Origin of the sequence: Pseudomonas sp. fls2-241-R2A-110 (assembly GCF_030209165.1) — a bacterium.
GTDB lineage: Bacteria > Pseudomonadota > Gammaproteobacteria > Pseudomonadales > Pseudomonadaceae > Aquipseudomonas.
In genome coordinates this window covers 20,199-37,583 of the sequence record NZ_JARVSN010000007.1, presented here as the reverse complement: position 1 = coordinate 37,583, position 17,385 = coordinate 20,199, and the positions used below count along the sequence as shown (strand labels likewise).

Genomic DNA, 17,385 nt, shown 5'->3' with positions numbered 1-17,385 from the left:
TAGTTTTCACTATGCTGTACCCGTTCATTCACGGGACTTTGACCAGGAGGTCATATGGCCAGCTCTATCGACGCAGCGAAATTTTTTCTCGCCCAAGCGAATGAAGATGCAGGCGATCTTGTGTCGAACCTGAAGCTTCAAAAACTTGTGTATTACGCACAAGGGTTTCATCTTGCGGTCTTCGACAAACCTCTTTTTGACGAACAAATCGAGGCATGGACTCATGGCCCGGTAGTTCCATCTGTTTATCATCACTACAAACAGCATGGCAGTGGCAGCATCCCCTTCCCGACCGACTTCGATGCAAACGTTTTCTCTGCGCAACAAACGGACCTGCTAAACGAAGTCCAGCAAATTTATGGTCAGTATTCTGCATGGCGTCTGCGAGAGTTGACACATGAAGAAGCACCATGGAAGAACAACTTCAAGCCTGGCGCTGTGAGCCTTGAGATTCCAGTGGAAGAGATGCGCACATTCTTCAAGGGATTAGTCAAATAAGGAGGTGGGCTGATGGGGCATCTCAAGGATAGAGCGCTAAAGCAAAGTCAGGTTTTGAAAAGTCGCTCAGAGCCTGCCGACAATCCAGACTTGAAGCCACCGGTTTTCTCGTTTGAGTATTTGCAGCAAGGCTATTGCGTCAGTGACTGCTCTGCTGAAGAGCGCGGCGGCGTGCTTGGCAAAATTCGCGTCCTAACCCAGCTCACTTGGCAGCAGCTCAGACAAGCGCCAAGACATGGTCTAGGCTACGAAATCATCGATCGATCATCCCTCAAGCCTGCCATTCCACTCGTCGTTACAGAGGATGTGCATCTGATAGCCTTCCGGGCAATTGGAATGGCGCCGATGGTGGGGTTTAGATTTGGTCGAATCTTCCATGTTCTTTGGGTAGATCGGGCATTTACGCTATACGATCACGGCTGATTAGCCTTTCACCGGCTCAAGTATTACGCGAAGGTCACTCGCTCCTATCTTTATGGGAGGACTCAATGAACGTCGGGATCGTAGCCGTCTTGATGGCCATATTTTTTACGCCTGCACGGCTGCCACCGAGGTCGCGCCTCGAGTCGTGCAAGTCCCGTTCGGCAAGGGAGCCGATACCGCCGGGTTGCCAGGAGCGCACTCATGATGTCGATCAAGCTAGGTTTTACTAAGGGCACCAAGAGCTCATTTGCTGACTTTATTCGTAATGCCAAATCAGAGCGGAAAAAGCGTATCTACAGCGAAGTGCTGGCGGAAGCTACCAAGCAGCAAAACCTCGTGATGATGGAAGTGGAAGCTAAACGAGGTTAATTGACGGTTCTGATAAGGAAGCCCGCCCAAGTGCCGGTTTTTTTTAATTCTCCCTCGAACAAAAGCCAAGGAAGCGTGTAGTCCGTCCTAGGACATTTCCCGCAACTCGTATCGCCTTTCATGAACTGGCGGGCGCTGCTCATCGACGATAGCCTTCAGTTGTCGCTGCAAATCAGCGAACGGCTTTGACAGGCTGACAACCAGAAACTTTCACTCTTCCCGATTAAACGGCATGCTTGCCCGCGTGCAGTTCTTTTCATGGCGGCTGTGCGTGGGGCATCTTCGGATGCACCGGTTTCTGGTTTGCCGGTCTGTCAACCCGCGTACGGCTGCCACCCTTCCCTGTTTGACAGCAGGGCATGGCAGCTCCTTTATCAAACCGGAGATGCACCATGAAAAAACACAGCCCCAATCCACCGGACTCGGCAACAGAATCTCCCGATTTATCGGATCTCTCCAGAGACATCGAACGCACCATCAGCGCCCGCCTCCGCAACCCAAATCACCCCAGCCCCATCAGCCACATCTTCACCATCCCCCCCGACGTCGACACACCTACCCTGCTCGCCCACGCTTGCGAAACCCTCGCCTCGCTCAACGTCATGACCACCGACCTGGCTTGTGATCTCGAAGGCTCGCGCCGCAACGTGGCACTGGCGATTCAGCAGTTGGCGGTGCTGGGCGAACTGTTGGTAAACCGAGCGCTGGACAACCTCGACCCGCCTGAAGGCGTGTCCGAAGCTCCGTCCGCCAGCCACCTCTAAGTGGTCGCACTCTTTTACCCAATGGAGGTTTTGTCATGGATCGATACATGCCCGTCACCGGCATCGACTGCACCATCGCGTCGTTGCTGATCGACACCGAAGCACCGCTGGACGTATTGCACGAAACCGCGGCGTACCGCATCCGCACCGCGACGCAATTGCTGGAAAGCTTCGCCGTCAGCGAGGGCGTTCACAGTGAACTGGCGCGGGTGCTGGTGACTTCGCTGCGCGATGGCTGCGATTTGATGGATGTCGTCGGGCGACGATTGCAGGCGCAGGTTTCGTCAATTTAATAATTAGCCCGTAGAAACTTCCCACAACAAAAATCGGCACCTGACGAGACTGTCGCAGGTGCCTTTTTGACTTTGACTCAACAGAAGGTTTCATAAACTGTAACTTTCTGTCGACTCAACTCCCCACCCTCAAACCGTCACAGCAGCGAATTACAGGACAGGTTCGTCGGAAATTTCCTGCAAGCCATATCGACGCTGAGCTGATTGTGCTGATCAACCTTTAAACCTACCCTGAACGAACAAAAACGGCTGTTCGTCCACGACCATTTGCTTGCGGTCCCCCTTACGACCAGAATCCCTTCGCTTAATTATCTGCCGACAAGGAGGCCAACATGCAAAAAACCATAGTGTCTAGCCGCCTTGTCGGTGTTGGCTTGTACACACCAGCGGAAGCCTCTCTCTACACTGGAATTCCTGCCGCCGATATTCGCCGCTGGCTATTCGGCTACACAGCGCATGGCGTTCAGCATCCGGGGCTTTGGAACTCGGAACTGGCTGATTTGGGTGAGGCCGTTCTAGGCTTTCATGATCTTCTGGAAATTCGCTTCGTCCATGCCTTCCGCAAGCACGGCGTAAGCCTGCAAGCCATCCGAAACGCCTCGCAACAAGCCAAAGAACTCTTTAATCAAACCTACCCGTTTACCTGCAAACGCTTTCAAACCGACGGTCGACGTATTTTTGCCACCGTCATGAGCGAAACGGGGGATGAGTCTCTTCTGGATCTGATCAAGCGACAATATGCGTTTGAGCAGGTCATTAAACCTTCTTTATATGAAGGCATCGACTACACGGAATCAGATGCCGCTCAGCGCTGGTATCCGGTAAAGCGCAGTAAAGCCATCGTTTTGGACCCTTCCCGGAACTTCGGCAAGCCGATACACGCGAGTACGGGAATCGATACCGCAGCGATTTTTAGCGCCTACAAGACAGAAGGAGAAAACACCAAACGAGTGGCACTTCTCTACGAGATTCCTACCGCAGCCGTTGAAGCAGCGGTCAATTTCGAGCAAAGGAATGCCGCTTGAATTTCCTACTGGACAACAACCTCCCCCCAGCCCTGGCTCGCGCGTTAAATGAGCTGACTAAAATAGAGGGCCATTCAGTATTGCCACTCAGAGATAAATTTCCGCAGGACACTTGCGACGCTCATTGGATTTCAGTCCTGAGTAACGAAGGTGGCTGGGCGGTCATTTCACAAGATAAATTTACAAAAGGCGATATTGAAAAACGGGCATTTCGTGAATGTGGACTACCGGTGTTTTGTTTAGCCAAGCACTGGGGGAACGAATCCTATTGGAACAAGGCCCATAATCTGGTGCGTTGGTGGCCCGCGATCACGATTCAAGCAAACCTGATAAGAGGTGGCGCAGCCTTCAGAGTGCCTTGGAAGCTTCCCGCACACGGGAAATTCGATCAGATAAAAATATAGCCCGGCCAACAGCCGGGCTTTTTTGTTTCATTGAATATTTCTCTGTTCGTTGGGCCTTCTACACTCAATCCCCACAAGCCCCATCCCCCAACAAAGAGCCCCCATGACCACCCTCAATGACCGCTTGAAGCAAGGTAAGGATGCTCGCAAGAAATGCCCCCGCAATGCTCAAGCCGAGCCAGGGAAAATCAATCGCGACCCACTACCGCTGATCAAGGCGTCCAGCGTAGGACGAATCAGCTCCCTGGTCGAATTACGCTACGGCCGCATGCTGGTCTCGCCGTTCACGTTCTATCGCGGCAATGCGTTGCTGCAAGCCCACGATCTGGGCGGGACCTCGAACATGGGCCTTGTATCGCCGATCTGCGGCGATTGCCACCTGATGAACTTCGGCGGCTTTGCCACGCCCGAACGCAATCTGTTGTTCAGCGTCAATGATTTCGACGAGGTGCATCCGGGCCCGTGGGAATGGGACCTCAAACGTTTGGTGGCGAGTTTTGTCGTGGCCGCGCGCGACCTGCGTCATGGCGAATCCGTTGAAGAAAGCGTCTGCCGCGAAGTGGTCGTCTCCTACCAGAGAACCATGCTCGAATGCGCCGAACAAAGCGCGCTGGAAAACTGGTACGAGTCCATCAGCTACGACGATCTGCGCAAACAGGCGAATAAAGCCACGCTGGAACATGTGGAGCGCGCCATCGAAAAAGCGGAACGGCGGACGCATGCCGAACTGCTGCCGAAAATCAGTGAGCGTGATGCGCAGGGTCGTCTGGTCATTCGCGATGACCTGCCGGAGATTTTCCACCTGCACAAAAACACCACGCTGCTGGATGCCGACGATGACTGGCTGCGCCTCTCGGACTGGCGGGCGCTCTATGACACGTTTATGCGCGACTATCCAGGCACGTTGCAGGCCGACCGTCGAGCATTGCTGTCACGTTTCCATGTCCATGACTTGGCGTTCAAAGTGGTCGGTGTTGGCAGCGTCGGCACGCGTTGCCTGGTGGCGCTGCTGACCGATGAACAGGAGTTCCCGCTGTTCCTGCAATTCAAGGAAGCGCGGCGCTCGGTGTTGGCCGATTACGTGAAAGCCCGTTCAAAGGTGCGGCATGACGGTCAGCGAGTAGTCGAAGGTCAACGGTTGATGCAATCGGCCAGCGATCTGTTCCTCGGCTGGACCACCGGACCCAACGGTCGGCATTTCTATGTGCGCCAGTTGCGCGACATGAAAATTTCGGCCGAACTGGAGACTTTCGACGCACCAACGTTTGTCGCCTACGCTCGCGTCTGTGGCCGCGCCCTCGCCCGTGCGCATGCCAAAGCGTCAGGGCTGGCCGCACAGATCAGCGGTTACATCGGCAAGAGCGATGCATTGGCCGATGCGCTCTTCAAGTACGCCAAAAGCTACGCCAAGCAGAACGAAAAGGACTTTGAGCGATTCCAGCAGGCCTGCCGCAAGGGCCGGTTACAGGCTCGCTCGGAGGCCGATTTCGCCGCCGACCACCTGCCGTAGAGGTGCTGGCACGGGGGCGTTCATGTGCATAAATTTTTCTTCACCCCCGCGCGCCTCTTCAACCGGTACATTGCCCTCGCTCATTCAAGAAACTACGGTTTGCCCGCCCTCCCGCGGGCTTTTTTTTTGCCTTTTGATTGATAAGCTGTTGTTTGTCATCCGAGATGCGCGGCCAGCCAAGTTGACTGATTCATCGGGCAACAAAAAACCGCCATTCCTTCGCAGGATTGGCGGTTTTTTCACACAGGTGGAGCCGTTTACGTTGCGACGTGCGGCTGTGCACGCTGCGCGAGCCGCTCATGCTTTTGCAGCACCGGCATCTCCAGCCGCGCTCGCCCGTAGAACGCCAGCGCCGTCAGCAAGCACGCCAACCACACGAAGATCCCGGCCCAGAAGGTGTGGGACATGTAGTGCCAGCCTTGCAGGACCCGCGTTGTGCCGTAGACGAATCCGAGCAGCAACGCGCCATACATCAGCGCCTTGGAATAGTGCCAGCGGTAGCGGCGCGCGACGAAGTACAGCGCGAGCATGGTGAAGCCGCCTGAAGCATGGCCGCCCGGCCAGCAACGACCATCACCGGCTTCCCTGAACAGCTGGAAGTTGTTGTACCACTCCATGTGGGCAATTTTCCCACCGTAGATAGTCGTTTCAATCGGGCAGTACACACTGGTGTGCGACTTGAGGAAGTGAATCACGCCGGTGCAGATGGCAAACGCGAAGACCACAAACAGGAAGTCGCGACGATGGTTGTAGGCAAACCGCAGCACAGGGGCCGCTTTGCAGCGCTCCAGGAAGCTGACGAAACGCGGATATTTCTGCGTGTTGATCAGCGGCCAGACAAACGACAGGATCGCGCCGATCAAGGCAATCTCGGCAGTCCAGTTCGGAATGATCCGCGCCCATTTATGGGTCAGCTTTTCGAAGAAGCGAACCTGGTCCAGCGGGAAGGTCTGGGTGACCGGATCAAACAGAAGGTTGCTGAAAGCGATGTCGATTTTGGTCATGTCGAACATCAGGAAAACCACGGCCGCGCAGAGCAACGGGATACCAAAGTTCGCCCAATAAAAGCGTTGGCGGGAAGAAGTCAGCATTGTGTGTCCTGGTTCAGAGAAAAAGACTCATTCGGTGCTTACCGAGCGCCAATCGGAGGCTTCAATGAAACCCAGCATGCGCGGTGCCTGCTGTGATTGGGCGGAGATAAACAAAGAAGCGCCATAGCCTAACGTAGAAGTTGGTAACTTGAGGTCTTTTTCGAGCTGATCCATGCATTCGCTATGGGTCACAAGAATCAGATTGCGGCCCGCCACCTTGTGCGAAAGGGCATCGCGCAACATTGTGCCTTTGCAACTGACCAACCAGTCTTCGCCCACACCAACCTTGTTGAACATGTAGGTGGCCGTCTGCGCGGTACGAGTCATGGGGCTGTTGTAAATATCAGCCTTGCTCAACCCCATCTGTTGGAACTGTGCACCGACACTCACCGCGACGCTGCGTGAGCGCTCGGTGATGCCGTCATTACCGCTCAGGCACGCGGCTGTCGAGTGATCGCAGCGCTCGACGTGGCGCACCAGCACGATCACGTCACCTTTGGCCCAATCGGCGGCCAACGCACGCGCGCCCGCGACATTACCGTGCGCCAGATCCGGCACAGCAGCAGGCTGCAACAGCCAAATCGTCAATGGAATCACCAGCAGCGCGGAGGCAAGCACCACGATGGCATTTCGATAACGGCTTAAACGACCCAGTTTTATTGAGCGTTTTATCCCAGCCAGACTCAGTCTCAATTCCACATCAGGCCGCCTCGCCGGCATGCATTACTGTCATTCAAAGCGACAAGGCTAAATAAACGAGCGTCGGCGAACAGTGAAAGCTATGTGAAAAAAAGCTTAAGACTGAAAAAACGAGTCACCGAATCCGCCCACAAAAACCTTTCAGCTCTCGCGATTGCTGCCGATACAGTCCTGCTACCCCCTTGCTGGCACCTAAAAACAACAATCTTCCAGCCAACCGACGATCAAAAGCGCAACGTTCCTGGAGGAATTTGATGAATAGCTGGTTCGGCAACATCAGCGTGAACATGAAACTGGGCCTGGGATTTGGCCTGGTTTTGGCATTGACCTGCGTGCTGGCCCTGACCGGCTGGACGAGCCTGGGCGGGCTGATTGACCGCAGCAACTGGATGAGCGACATCACCCAGCTCAACGCAGGCCTGACCAAGCTTCGAGTGGTTCGCCTGCAATACATGCTGACCAACGGCGATGAAACCGCCGCTCAGACCGTTCAGACCACCCTTGACGCCTTTTCCGCTCAGCAACAATCGCTGCTGTCGTCCTTCAAGAGCCCGGAAAACCTCAAGCTGCTCAAAGAGCAAGGCACCTACATCGACGCTTACAAGACGTCGCTTAATAAAATGCGCAGCGCCTACCGCACCGGCAACAGCGCCCGCGACGCCATGGGCGCCAACGCAGCAACCGCCGGCACGCTGATCGAAGCCATCAACACGGCTGTGCAGCAGATGCCCCTGAGTGATCAGCGCTTCGAACAATTCCAGGCCATCACCGCCGCCAAGGAAGCGTTCATCCTGGCCCGCTACGAGGTTCGCGGCTACACCGCCAGCTCCAACGCCGAGACCGAACAAAAAGCCATCAACCAGCTGGACGCGGCCATTGCCAGCCTCAAACCGCTCAACGTGCATTTTGCCGACACCCAGCAAGATGCGCTGCGTCAGCTGGAAACCGCACTGAGCAACTACCGCAGCGCGTTGCAGGCTTATAAAGCGGCCAATTCCGATGCCGTGCAGGCACGCAAGGAAATGACTGATCAGGGGGCCGCTATCGTGACCCTGAGCGATCAGCTGTATCAGATCCAGCTCGATCGCCGCGACGCCGAAAGCGCCCAGGCGCGCACGTTGCAACTGATCAGCACGTTGCTGGCGCTGCTGGTGGGCATCATTGCGGCGGTGATCATTACCCGTCAGATCACCGGCCCGCTGCGCGACACCCTGGCCGTGGTCGAACGCATCGCCAGTGGCGATCTGTCCCACGACGTCAAAGTGACTCGCCGCGACGAACTCGGCGTATTGCAGCAAGGTATCGCGCGCATGGGCGTGACCTTGCGTGACTTGATCAGCGGCATCCGCGACGGCGTCACCCAGATCGCCAGCGCCGCCGAAGAATTGTCCGCTGTGACCGAGCAAACCAGCGCCGGGGTCAACAGCCAGAAGATCGAGACCGATCAAGTGGCCACGGCCATGCACGAGATGACCGCCACCGTGCAGGAAGTCGCGCGCAACGCCGAACAAGCGTCCCAGGCCGCAGCCGCCGCTGACGGCGAAGCTCGCGAAGGCGACAAGGTTGTCAATGAAGCCATCGCCCAGATCGAACGTCTGGCCACCGAAGTAGCGCGATCGACCGAAGCCATGAGCGTGCTGCAACAGGAAAGCGACAAGATCGGCAGCGTCATGGACGTCATCAAAGCCGTGGCCGAACAGACCAATCTGCTGGCCCTCAACGCCGCGATCGAAGCGGCGCGTGCCGGTGAAGCCGGTCGTGGTTTTGCGGTAGTGGCCGACGAAGTCCGGGGCCTGGCGCAGCGCACCCAAAAATCCACAGAAGAAATCGAAGGTTTGGTGGCCGGCCTGCAGAACGGCACTCAACAAGTATCGACAGTGATGAACAACAGCCGCGCCCTCACCGACAGCAGCGTCGCCCTGACCCGCAAGGCCGGTGTGTCACTGGAAAACATCACCCGCACGGTGTCCAACATCCAGTCGATGAACCAGCAGATCGCCGCCGCTGCCGAACAGCAAAGTGCCGTGGCCGAAGAAATCAGCCGCAGCATCATCAACGTGCGCGACGTGTCGGAACAGACCGCCGCCGCCAGCGACGAAACCGCTGCGTCCAGTGTTGAACTGGCGCGGCTGGGTAGCCAGTTGCAGCAGATGGTGAGTCACTTCCGGGTTTGATGTTCAGTCAGCGGTGAACGACAGATCCCATCGCGGGCAAGCCCGCTCCCACAGGTTCAATTAGCAACTTGTGGGAGCGGGCTTGCCCGCGATTGCTACTGGACGAAAAACTGCAACTTCGGGTCAGCCCTGATCGCACATGCGGCGTCCACCCTTAAACACTGATCGCATTGGTAAACACCAACCGATTGCCGAACGGGTCGACAATGGTCATGTCCTGGCTGCCCCACGGCATGGCCTGAATCTGCGGGTGCGAGAACGTGTATTCCTTGGCCAGCAGTTGCTGCTGGAACGCCTCAAGTTCATCCGTCTCAATGCGCAGCGCTGAGCCTGGCGTGCTGTCGCCGTGATGTTCGGACAGGTGCAGAACGCATTCGCCACGTGACACTTGCAGGTACAACGGCAAATCCGGTTCGAAACGGTGCTGCCAGTCAACCGAGAAACCCAGGAAGTCGACGTAGAACTCCAATGCCTTGGTTTCATCGAAGATCCGCAGGATCGGGGTGGTTTTGCCGAAGCTCATGAAATTGCTCCCAGACTGGAAAGGCCCAGAGTGTAGCTGGGCAAGTATCAGCGCTTCGGCTTGGCGATGGCTTTCTTTAATTGCAATGTGCCACCATCGTGACTCATTTCAAAAAACCGTCACGCAAATCCCCTTCCCGAGCCAGAAACCGCCCTTCCCTTCTACCGTTTGCCTGCCCCTCGCTGTAACTCAACACGCCGTTGATCCATACGCCATCAATCCCTTCCGCCGCCCGTTGCGGATCATTGAAGTCCGCCACATCGCGAATGGTCACCGGGTCAAACAACACCAGATCGGCCCAATGCCCTTCACGGATTTCACCTCGCCCCTTCAAGCCAAATCGCGCCGCCGACAATCCGGTCATTTTGTGCACAGCGGTGTGCAGCGGAAACAGCCCGACATCGCGACTGAAATGTCCGAGGACGCGTGGGAATGCACCCCATAAGCGTGGATGCGGAAACGGGTCTTCCGGTAATCCGTCAGACCCGACCATCGACAGCGGATGCGCGAGGATTCTTCGTACATCGGCCTCGTCCATCCCGTAATACACCGCACCGGCCGGTTGCAGTCGGCGAGAGGCTTCGAGCAACGGCACGCCCCATTCCGCGGCGATGTCCATCAAGTCGCGGCCGCCCAGTTCCGGGTGTGGCGTGGACCAGGTAATGGTGATGCGGTGGGCATCGGTGACTTGCTTGAGGTCCAAAGTCGAAGAGCTCGCCGCATAGGGGTAGCAATCGCAGCCCACCGGATGGGTTTTCGCGGCGTGTTCAAGGGACGCCAACAGTTGCGGGCTGCGTCCCCAGTTACCGGCGCCGGCGCATTTGAGATGGGAAATGATCACCGGGGATTTGGCATGACGGCCAATCTGGAACGCTTCGTCCATGGCTTCCAGCACCGGTTCGAATTCGCTGCGCAAATGGGTGGTGTAGACCGCGCCGAACGCGCTCAGCTCTTCGGTCAGTTGCATCACTTCATCCGTGGACGCCGAAAAGGCGTTGGCATAGGCCAGGCCGGTGGACAAGCCCAGCGCGCCGGCCTCGAGGCTTTCGCGCAGCTGCTCGCGCATCGCTGCAATTTCATCCGGCGTGGCAGTGCGCATCAGGTCGTCAAGATGATTGCTGCGCAGCGCCGTATGCCCGACCAGTGCAGCGACGTTCAGCGTGGTGTTCGCCGCCTCGACTGCCGCGCGGTAGTCGCTGAACCTCGGATAAACAAAGGCCGCCGAGGTGCCCAGCAAGTTCATCGGGTCCGGCGGATCACCGCGCAAACTCACGGGCGAAGCACTGATCCCGCAATTGCCGACAATCACCGTCGTCACGCCTTGGCTGAGCTTGGGCAGCATCTGTGGCTGGCGGATCACTACGGTGTCGTCGTGGGTGTGCACATCAATGAAACCCGGCGCCAGCACCCGTCCGGCGGCATCGATTTCTTCGGTGGCGGTGGCATTGTGCAAGTCGCCGATGCGCTCGATGCGACCGTTCAGAATCGCCACGTCGGCGGGATATCCGGGGGCGTTGCTGCCGTCGATGATCAGGGCGTTGCGAATCAGCGTGTCGTAAATCATGTCAGTCTCCCAACGGCAAGTGATCGTCGCCGCCGCGGTAATCGTCCAGGGCGAGTTTGATCCGCCGCAGACGTTCTTGATTGTCTTCAGGATTGGACAGCGCCAGCTCGGTGGCGAGCACGTCGATGGCCAGCAGCATGCCGTAGCGCGCCGCCGTGGGTTTGTAGATAAACGAGGTTTCGACGCCTTGCAGCGGCAGCAGCACATCGGCCAATTGCGCCAGTGGCGAATCGGCGCGGGTGATGGCGACAATGCGGGCACCGTAGTTGCGGGCCAGCTCGACGGCCTCGATCAGCTCGGGGGTGATGCCGGTCAGCGAGCAGGCAATCACCGCGCGTTCGGCATCGAGGCTGGCGGCGGTGACGCGCATCATCACCGGGTCGTGGCACGCCGCAATCGGGTAGCCGAATCGCACCAGCCGCACTTGCAGCTCGTCGCTGCACAAGGTCGAGCAACCGCCCATGCCGAACGCATGAATCATCCGCGCCTTGCCCAACAGTTTCACTGCATCGGCGAAACGCGACTCGTCGAATGCCGACAAATGCTGACGCAACGTCGATTCGATATCGCCGACGATCTGCCCATAAAACGCCGACTGCTCGGGCTTGCCCGCCGGGTCGAGAAAACGACTGCCAACGCCGCTGGCCTGAGCCAGTTGCAGGCGCAGGTCACGCAAGTCGCGGCAGCCCACGGTGCGGGCAAAACGCGACAGCGTGGCGGTGCTGACTTCCGCCCTCAGCGCCAGCTCATCGAGGCTGGCGGCGGAGGCAAATCCCACGTCGTCGAGCATCAGCCGAGCGATGCGTCCTTCGCCGGCGCTGAAGGAATCCTGACGGGCGCGTATCTGGTAGAGGATGTCCATGGCGAGCGGCTCCGACTAAATCAGGTAAGAAAGACCCACGGTCAGCGCGAACGCCACCACTGAAATGATGGTTTCGAGCACGGTCCAGGTCTTGAAGGTCTGGGCAACGGTCATGTTGAAGTATTCCTTGATCAACCAGAAACCGCCGTCGTTGACGTGGGAAAAGATAACCGACCCCGCGCCTGTCGCCAGCACCAACAGCTCCGGGTGCGGATAACCCAGACCAATGGCCACCGGCGCAACAATCCCCGAGGCCGTGGTCATCGCGACCGTGGCCGAACCGGTGGCGATGCGCATCAGCGCGGCGAACAGCCAGCCCATGATCAGCGGCGACAGGTGGAATTCATGGGCCAGGCTGACGATCTGGTCGGTGACCCCGGCGTCCACCAAAATCCGGTTCAAGCCGCCGCCGGCACCGACCAGCAAGGTGATGCTGGCGGTGGGTGCCAGGCATTCGTTGGTGAACTTGAGGATCGATTCGCGGTTGAAGCCCTGGGCGATGCCCAGGGTCCAGAAGCTCAGCAAGGTCGCCAGCAGCAGCGCGATCACCGAGTTGCCGATGAACAGCAGGAACTGGTTGAAACCGCTGCCCGGCGTGGAGATCAGGTTGGCCCAGCCGCCGATCAGCATCAGCACCACCGGCAACAAAATGGTCGCCATGGTGATGCCGAAGCCCGGCAGGCTGTCGCGTGGTTCGCGGTCGAGGAACTGGCGCTCCAGCGGGTTTTCCGCCGGCAGTTGAATACGCGGCACAATGAATTTGGCGTACAGCGGCCCGGCGATGATCGCCGTGGGAATGCCGATCAGAATCGCGTACATCAACGTCTGCCCCACCGACGCCCCATAGACCTGCACCGCCAGCATCGCCGCCGGGTGCGGCGGCACCAGCGCATGCACCACCGAAAGCCCGGCGACCATCGGCAAACCGACCATCAGGATCGACACGCCGACGCGCCGCGCCACGGTGAACGCAATCGGCACCAGCAGTACAAAACCGACCTCGAAGAACAACGGCAGACCGACCAGGAAGGCGATGCAGACCATCGCCCAGTGCGCGTTCTTCTCGCCGAAACGGTCGATCAAGGTGCGCGCCACCTGCTCGGCGCCGCCGGACTCAGCCATCATTTTGCCGAGCATGGTGCCGAGCGCCACCACCAGCGCGATGTGCCCCAGGGTCTTGCCGACCCCCGCCTCGTAGGCGCCGACCACGCCGGACGCGGGCATCCCTGCCAGCAAGGCCAGGCCGATGGACACCAGGGTGATGACAATGAACGGATTGAGTCGGTAACGGGCGATCAGAACGATCAGCGCAATGATGGCAATGGCGGCATATACCAGCAGCCAATAGCCGAAGGACAGGGTCATGCGGTACTCCTCGAAAGGGTCACGTCGAAAGATTGTGAAAGTCATAAAACATTTCGAGAGGTGATTTTCAAACGAGGTGAAACTAATTTTCGTGCAAGGGTAAGGGTTGTCGCTTAGAGATATGCGCGGTCGGTAGATATGAAAATCGAATAGGAGAATTTACATGCCGATCGTTGCAGATCGTTCCCACGCTCTGCGTGGGAACGATCATCAAATTCAGTCGTGATTCACCCGGGCGCGTTTGAGCAGTTTCTTGCAGCGCTCGGACAAGTGCAGCACGCGCAGGTGTTTGCCGGCCTTGTCGTAGCGCTCACGCAGCGTCTTTAGCGCGGCGATGGCCGAGTAGTCGACAAAGCTCAGGTGCCGGCAATCGATCGTCACGACGGGTGGATCGTTGGCAGGATCGAATTGATTGAGAAAAGGCGTGGTCGAGGCAAAGAACAGCGTGCCATGCAGGTGATAAAGCTTGCTGCCGTCGGCTTCAAGATGACTGTCGGCATAGAGCTCGCGGGCCTGCTGCCAGGCGAAGTTGAGCGCGGCAATGATGATCCCGCAGAGCACGGCGGTGGCCAGGTCGGTGAACACGGTAATGACCGTGACAGCGATGATGACCAATACGTCGTTCAGCGGCACCTTGTTCAGCACCCGCAACGACGCCCAGGCGAAGGTCTGTTGCGACACCACAAACATCACGCCGACCAGCGCCGCCAAGGGAATGCGCTCGATCAGCGGCGAAAGAAACAGAATGAACAACAGAATCAGCACCCCGGCCACCACCCCGGACAATCGTCCGCGACCGCCGGAACTGAGGTTGATCACCGTCTGGCCGATCATCGCGCAACCACCCATGCCGCCCAATACTCCGGAGACCATATTGGCCGCGCCCAGCGCCACGCATTCGCGATCCGGAAAGCCACGGCTCTCGGTGATCTCGTCGGTGAGGTTCAGGGTCAGCAGGGTTTCGAGCAGGCCAACCAGCGCCATCAAAATCGCGTAGGGCGCGATGATCCGCAGGGTGTCCAGGTTCCACGGAATGTCTGGCAGCGCAAATGTCGGCAAGCCGCCAGCGATGTGCGCCATGTCGCCGAGCGTGCGCGTCGGCAAGCCAAGCACAAACACCGCCAGCCCAACGCCCAGAATCGCCACCAGTGCCGGTGGCACCGCACGCGTCAGGCGCGGCAGCAGGTAAACGATCGCCATGGTCAACGCCACCAGCCCGGTCATCAGGTAGAGCGGCGCGCCACTGAGCCAGACGTCACCACTCTTGAAATGCTCAAGCTGAGCCAGCGCAATGATGATTGCCAGGCCGTTGACGAAGCCGAGCATCACTGGGTGCGGCACCATCCGCACCAGTTTGCCAAGCTTGAGCAGCCCGAACGCCAGCATGATCAAACCGCCGAGCAACACCGTGGCCAGCAAATATTGCACGCCGTGCTGCACCACCAAGGCAACGATGACCACCGCCATCGATCCGGCCGCACCGGAGACCATGCCCGGACGTCCGCCGAAAAGCGCGGTCAGGGTGCAAATGATGAAAGCGCCGTAAAGCCCCATCAACGGGTTGAGGTGGGCTACCAGCGCGAAGGCGATGCATTCGGGAAGCAGGGCGAAAGAGGTGGTGAGTCCGGCCAGGACATCGGCGCGCAGACTTTTTGATTTCATGGCTTACCCAACAATACGGGCCGCAAGACGTGGCCGAAAAAGAGGGAGCGGATGTTACGGAATCGAAGACGAACCGGCCAGTTGTCCGGACGCCTGAAATGCAATCGCGAGCAGGCTCGCTCCCACATTTGTCCTGCGTCGTTCCCATTTTTTTGGATCGACACAAGTCCCCTGTGGGAGCGAGCCTGCTCGCGATGAACGATGACGCGGTTTAAGGCGAACTCACACCATCTCGTCACGAATCCAGTCAACCACCGACGTCCGCTTCGGCACCCAACCCAACAATTCACGGGCATTTTTGCCACGTACCCGGCTGTTGGAGCCCAAACCATAGTTGGCCATTTCATAACCCCACTCGGCTTCGGCGTCCTTGAGCGGCCAATCCTGTGGCGCGTCCAGTTTCAAGGCCTGCGCCATGGCGGTGGTCATGTCGATGAACGACGCCTCACCGCTTTCGACGAAGTAGAACGTGCCCGGTACGTTCTTGGTCAGCGCCAGCAGGTACAGAGCCACTACATCTTCAATGTGGACGTTGGACCAGATGTTCTGGCCAGTGCCGACATGCCGCACCACGCCACTTTTGCGCGCTTGTTTCAACAGGCGTGGCAATTGCACGCTGTCGCGATTGACCCCCAGGCTGTGGCCATAGATCAGGGTGTTGCAGATCACCGCCGAGTTCACGCCGTCTTTCGCGGCAGCGAGAATCAGGTTGTCGATGGCCACACGGGCGGCCTTGTCGACGGTCGGTTCCGGCAGGTTGTCCTCAACGTAGATGACGTCGCTGGATTTGCCGCCCGACGCATCGCCGACGATGCTCGAACCGCTGGTGTGCAGGAACACTTTGTTGGAACCGCGCAAGGCATTGAGCAAGGCTTCCACTGCGCCGCGATGGTCGCTGCTGGCGGCATTGATGACAGCGTCGGCCGCCCGGGCCTGTTCGGCCAACAGCGCGCTGTCGTCAAGTGTACCGATCACCGACGTGATGCCCAATGCGCTCAGTTCATTGGCTTGTGCTTCGCTGCGGACCAGGCCGGTGACCTTGTGGCCAGCCCGGACCAGACCGGTGGCGATGGAGCCACCGATGAAACCAGCAGCGCCGGTAACGAATACGTTCATGGAGAAACTCCCTGCGTTAATAAGTGATGCAGCGAGTATCAGGGACTGATCGCAGGCGAAAAATCCCTGTTGACCCAATTCACTCTTGCGCAGGAATCACGAATCAGCCCTTGAAGTCCGAATTCGCGTACACCGCCAACTTGCCCTGGATGAAGTCCAGGAAACACTGAATCCGCAAGGCCAGTTGCGAGTTTCGGTAGTACACCGCGTTGATCGGTTGGCGATAGCCGCTGTTGAACTCGGCCAGCAGCACTTTCAAGCGCCCGGCACGAATGTCCTCGATGGTCATGAAATGCGACAGGCTGGCAATGCCTTGGCCTTCCAGCGCCAGTTGCCGGATCGTCTCACCGCTGGACGCGCCAATCGCCGCCTGAATCGGCCAGCGATCACCGTGCACATAGCGCAACGGCCACTGGTTGAGCCCTTCGTTGTGGGTAAAGCCCAGCAATGAGTGCCCGCTCAATTCCTCGACAGTCTTGGGCGTGCCGTGTTGCTCAAGGTAAGCCGGGCTGGCAACGATGTGCAGCGGACTGCAACCCAGGGAGCGTGCGTGCAAGGTCGAGTCGGCCAGCGTGCCGATGCGGATGGCGATGTCGGTGCTTTGTTCGAGCAAGTCGATGATCAAGTCGTTGCTGTTGAGTTCAAGCTGGATGTCGGGGTAAAGCCGGCGAAACTCATCGATGTACGGCACGATGGCATGCAGCATGAACGGTGATGCCGCGTTGATCCGCAGGCGCCCGGACGGGGTTTGCTGACGGGAATTGAGGCGCTCTTCGAGTTCATCCATCTGATCGAGAATCAGCTTGGCGTGCTCGAAGAAATACTTGCCCTCCTCGGTCAGGTCCATGCGCCGCGTGGTGCGGTTGATCAGCGTGGTATCCAGCTTGGCCTCCAGCCGCGACAGCGTGCGGCTGACCGCCGAAGGCGTTTGCCCGACCTGTTCGGCCGCAGCGGAAATCGACCCGCACTCAATCACGCAGACGAAAATCTGCAATTCATCGGATCTGGCTTTCACGGATGCCCCTCATTCAAAAACTGGCTTG

At 58.2% G+C, this 17,385-nt stretch carries 18 protein-coding genes and 1 pseudogene; 10 read left to right on the top strand and 9 right to left on the bottom strand.

Going from position 1 to position 17,385, the window contains the following annotated elements; translation table 11 throughout:
- Window positions 1–54 precede the first annotated feature (54 nt).
- From QRN31_RS05615 to QRN31_RS05580, 8 genes are all read left to right on the top strand, one after another.
- Entirely contained in the window at window positions 55–498 is a 444-nt protein-coding gene (locus QRN31_RS05615; RefSeq protein WP_285430716.1) for a Panacea domain-containing protein, read from the top strand.
- A gap of 12 nt (window positions 499–510) precedes the next feature.
- Window positions 511–921: a hypothetical protein gene (locus QRN31_RS05610; protein ID WP_285430715.1), complete on the top strand. Its 411-nt coding sequence runs from the start codon at window positions 511–513 to the stop codon at window positions 919–921.
- A gap of 201 nt (window positions 922–1,122) precedes the next feature.
- Window positions 1,123–1,290, top strand: a complete 168-nt coding sequence (locus QRN31_RS05605) for a hypothetical protein (RefSeq protein WP_259155493.1) — start codon at window positions 1,123–1,125, stop codon at window positions 1,288–1,290.
- A gap of 392 nt (window positions 1,291–1,682) precedes the next feature.
- Window positions 1,683–2,054 (top strand): DUF6124 family protein, encoded by a 372-nt coding sequence (locus QRN31_RS05600; RefSeq protein WP_285430711.1) that lies wholly within the window; start codon window positions 1,683–1,685, stop codon window positions 2,052–2,054.
- Between the two features lie 35 nt (window positions 2,055–2,089).
- Window positions 2,090–2,347, top strand: coding sequence for a hypothetical protein (locus QRN31_RS05595; RefSeq protein ID WP_222589687.1), 258 nt, complete (start codon window positions 2,090–2,092; stop codon window positions 2,345–2,347).
- 332 nt (window positions 2,348–2,679) lie between these two features.
- Window positions 2,680–3,372, top strand: a complete 693-nt coding sequence (locus QRN31_RS05590) for a MerR family transcriptional regulator (RefSeq protein ID WP_285430710.1) — start codon at window positions 2,680–2,682, stop codon at window positions 3,370–3,372.
- Window positions 3,369–3,776, top strand: a complete 408-nt coding sequence (locus QRN31_RS05585) for a PIN-like domain-containing protein (protein WP_285430708.1) — start codon at window positions 3,369–3,371, stop codon at window positions 3,774–3,776. The genes QRN31_RS05590 and QRN31_RS05585 overlap by 4 nt, the downstream gene beginning before the upstream one ends.
- 103 nt (window positions 3,777–3,879) lie before the next feature.
- Window positions 3,880–5,286 carry a DUF2252 domain-containing protein gene (locus QRN31_RS05580; RefSeq protein ID WP_285430706.1) on the top strand — a complete coding sequence of 469 codons (1,407 nt, stop codon included), beginning with the start codon at window positions 3,880–3,882 and terminating at the stop codon, window positions 5,284–5,286.
- 257 nt (window positions 5,287–5,543) lie between these two features.
- Here QRN31_RS05580 and QRN31_RS05575 read toward each other — a convergent pair whose 3' ends face one another.
- The gene (locus QRN31_RS05575) at window positions 5,544–6,377 is read right to left on the bottom strand and encodes a phosphatase PAP2 family protein (RefSeq protein WP_285430704.1); all 834 of its coding nucleotides are present in this window, start codon (window positions 6,375–6,377) and stop codon (window positions 5,544–5,546) included.
- 27 nt (window positions 6,378–6,404) lie between these two features.
- On the bottom strand, window positions 6,405–7,076 hold the full coding sequence (gene pmrG, locus QRN31_RS05570; protein WP_285430702.1) for a lipopolysaccharide core heptose(II)-phosphate phosphatase PmrG: 672 nt from the start codon (window positions 7,074–7,076) through the stop codon (window positions 6,405–6,407).
- 254 nt (window positions 7,077–7,330) lie between these two features.
- Between pmrG and QRN31_RS31525 the strand changes: the two are divergent.
- A pseudogene (locus QRN31_RS31525) lies at window positions 7,331–8,344 on the top strand (methyl-accepting chemotaxis protein); the annotation flags it as partial.
- A 42-nt stretch (window positions 8,345–8,386) separates the two neighbouring features.
- On the top strand, window positions 8,387–9,250 hold the full coding sequence (locus QRN31_RS31520; protein WP_409999727.1) for a methyl-accepting chemotaxis protein: 864 nt from the start codon (window positions 8,387–8,389) through the stop codon (window positions 9,248–9,250).
- Window positions 9,251–9,404: 154 nt separating this feature from the next.
- Here the strand turns inward: QRN31_RS31520 and QRN31_RS05560 are convergent, their stop codons facing one another.
- The 7 genes from QRN31_RS05560 to QRN31_RS05530 form a co-directional block, all read right to left on the bottom strand.
- Window positions 9,405–9,773: a glyoxalase superfamily protein gene (locus QRN31_RS05560; protein WP_285430699.1), complete on the bottom strand. Its 369-nt coding sequence runs from the start codon at window positions 9,771–9,773 to the stop codon at window positions 9,405–9,407.
- A gap of 103 nt (window positions 9,774–9,876) precedes the next feature.
- Window positions 9,877–11,337 (bottom strand): N-acyl-D-amino-acid deacylase family protein, encoded by a 1,461-nt coding sequence (locus QRN31_RS05555; RefSeq protein WP_285430697.1) that lies wholly within the window; start codon window positions 11,335–11,337, stop codon window positions 9,877–9,879.
- Window position 11,338: 1 nt separating this feature from the next.
- Window positions 11,339–12,199 carry a MurR/RpiR family transcriptional regulator gene (locus QRN31_RS05550; RefSeq protein ID WP_285430695.1) on the bottom strand — a complete coding sequence of 287 codons (861 nt, stop codon included), beginning with the start codon at window positions 12,197–12,199 and terminating at the stop codon, window positions 11,339–11,341.
- Window positions 12,200–12,214: 15 nt separating this feature from the next.
- Window positions 12,215–13,564 carry a GntT/GntP/DsdX family permease gene (locus QRN31_RS05545; protein ID WP_285429394.1) on the bottom strand — a complete coding sequence of 450 codons (1,350 nt, stop codon included), beginning with the start codon at window positions 13,562–13,564 and terminating at the stop codon, window positions 12,215–12,217.
- Between the two features lie 216 nt (window positions 13,565–13,780).
- A complete protein-coding gene (locus tag QRN31_RS05540) occupies window positions 13,781–15,226 on the bottom strand; it encodes a SulP family inorganic anion transporter (protein ID WP_285430693.1) in 1,446 nt (481 codons plus the stop codon).
- Between the two features lie 222 nt (window positions 15,227–15,448).
- A complete protein-coding gene (locus QRN31_RS05535) occupies window positions 15,449–16,342 on the bottom strand; it encodes an NAD-dependent epimerase/dehydratase family protein (protein WP_285430691.1) in 894 nt (297 codons plus the stop codon).
- A gap of 103 nt (window positions 16,343–16,445) precedes the next feature.
- On the bottom strand, window positions 16,446–17,357 hold the full coding sequence (locus QRN31_RS05530) for a LysR family transcriptional regulator (RefSeq protein ID WP_222589669.1): 912 nt from the start codon (window positions 17,355–17,357) through the stop codon (window positions 16,446–16,448).
- Window positions 17,358–17,385 lie beyond the last annotated feature (28 nt).

Excerpts from the sequence above, each read along its gene's own strand:
- QRN31_RS05615 (WP_285430716.1), top strand. The coding sequence starts at position 55 with ATGGCCAGCTCTATCGACGCAGCGAAATTTTTTCTCGCCCAAGCGAAT.
- QRN31_RS05610 (WP_285430715.1), top strand. The coding sequence starts at position 511 with ATGGGGCATCTCAAGGATAGAGCGCTAAAGCAAAGTCAGGTTTTGAAA.
- QRN31_RS05605 (WP_259155493.1), top strand. The coding sequence starts at position 1,123 with ATGATGTCGATCAAGCTAGGTTTTACTAAGGGCACCAAGAGCTCATTT.
- QRN31_RS05600 (WP_285430711.1), top strand. The coding sequence starts at position 1,683 with ATGAAAAAACACAGCCCCAATCCACCGGACTCGGCAACAGAATCTCCC.
- QRN31_RS05595 (WP_222589687.1), top strand. The coding sequence starts at position 2,090 with ATGGATCGATACATGCCCGTCACCGGCATCGACTGCACCATCGCGTCG.
- QRN31_RS05590 (WP_285430710.1), top strand. The coding sequence starts at position 2,680 with ATGCAAAAAACCATAGTGTCTAGCCGCCTTGTCGGTGTTGGCTTGTAC.
- QRN31_RS05580 (WP_285430706.1), top strand. The coding sequence starts at position 3,880 with ATGACCACCCTCAATGACCGCTTGAAGCAAGGTAAGGATGCTCGCAAG.
- QRN31_RS05575 (WP_285430704.1), bottom strand. The coding sequence starts at position 6,377 with ATGCTGACTTCTTCCCGCCAACGCTTTTATTGGGCGAACTTTGGTATC.
- QRN31_RS31520 (WP_409999727.1), top strand. The coding sequence starts at position 8,387 with ATGGGCGTGACCTTGCGTGACTTGATCAGCGGCATCCGCGACGGCGTC.
- QRN31_RS05560 (WP_285430699.1), bottom strand. The coding sequence starts at position 9,773 with ATGAGCTTCGGCAAAACCACCCCGATCCTGCGGATCTTCGATGAAACC.
- QRN31_RS05555 (WP_285430697.1), bottom strand. The coding sequence starts at position 11,337 with ATGATTTACGACACGCTGATTCGCAACGCCCTGATCATCGACGGCAGC.
- QRN31_RS05550 (WP_285430695.1), bottom strand. The coding sequence starts at position 12,199 with ATGGACATCCTCTACCAGATACGCGCCCGTCAGGATTCCTTCAGCGCC.
- QRN31_RS05545 (WP_285429394.1), bottom strand. The coding sequence starts at position 13,564 with ATGACCCTGTCCTTCGGCTATTGGCTGCTGGTATATGCCGCCATTGCC.
- QRN31_RS05540 (WP_285430693.1), bottom strand. The coding sequence starts at position 15,226 with ATGAAATCAAAAAGTCTGCGCGCCGATGTCCTGGCCGGACTCACCACC.
- QRN31_RS05535 (WP_285430691.1), bottom strand. The coding sequence starts at position 16,342 with ATGAACGTATTCGTTACCGGCGCTGCTGGTTTCATCGGTGGCTCCATC.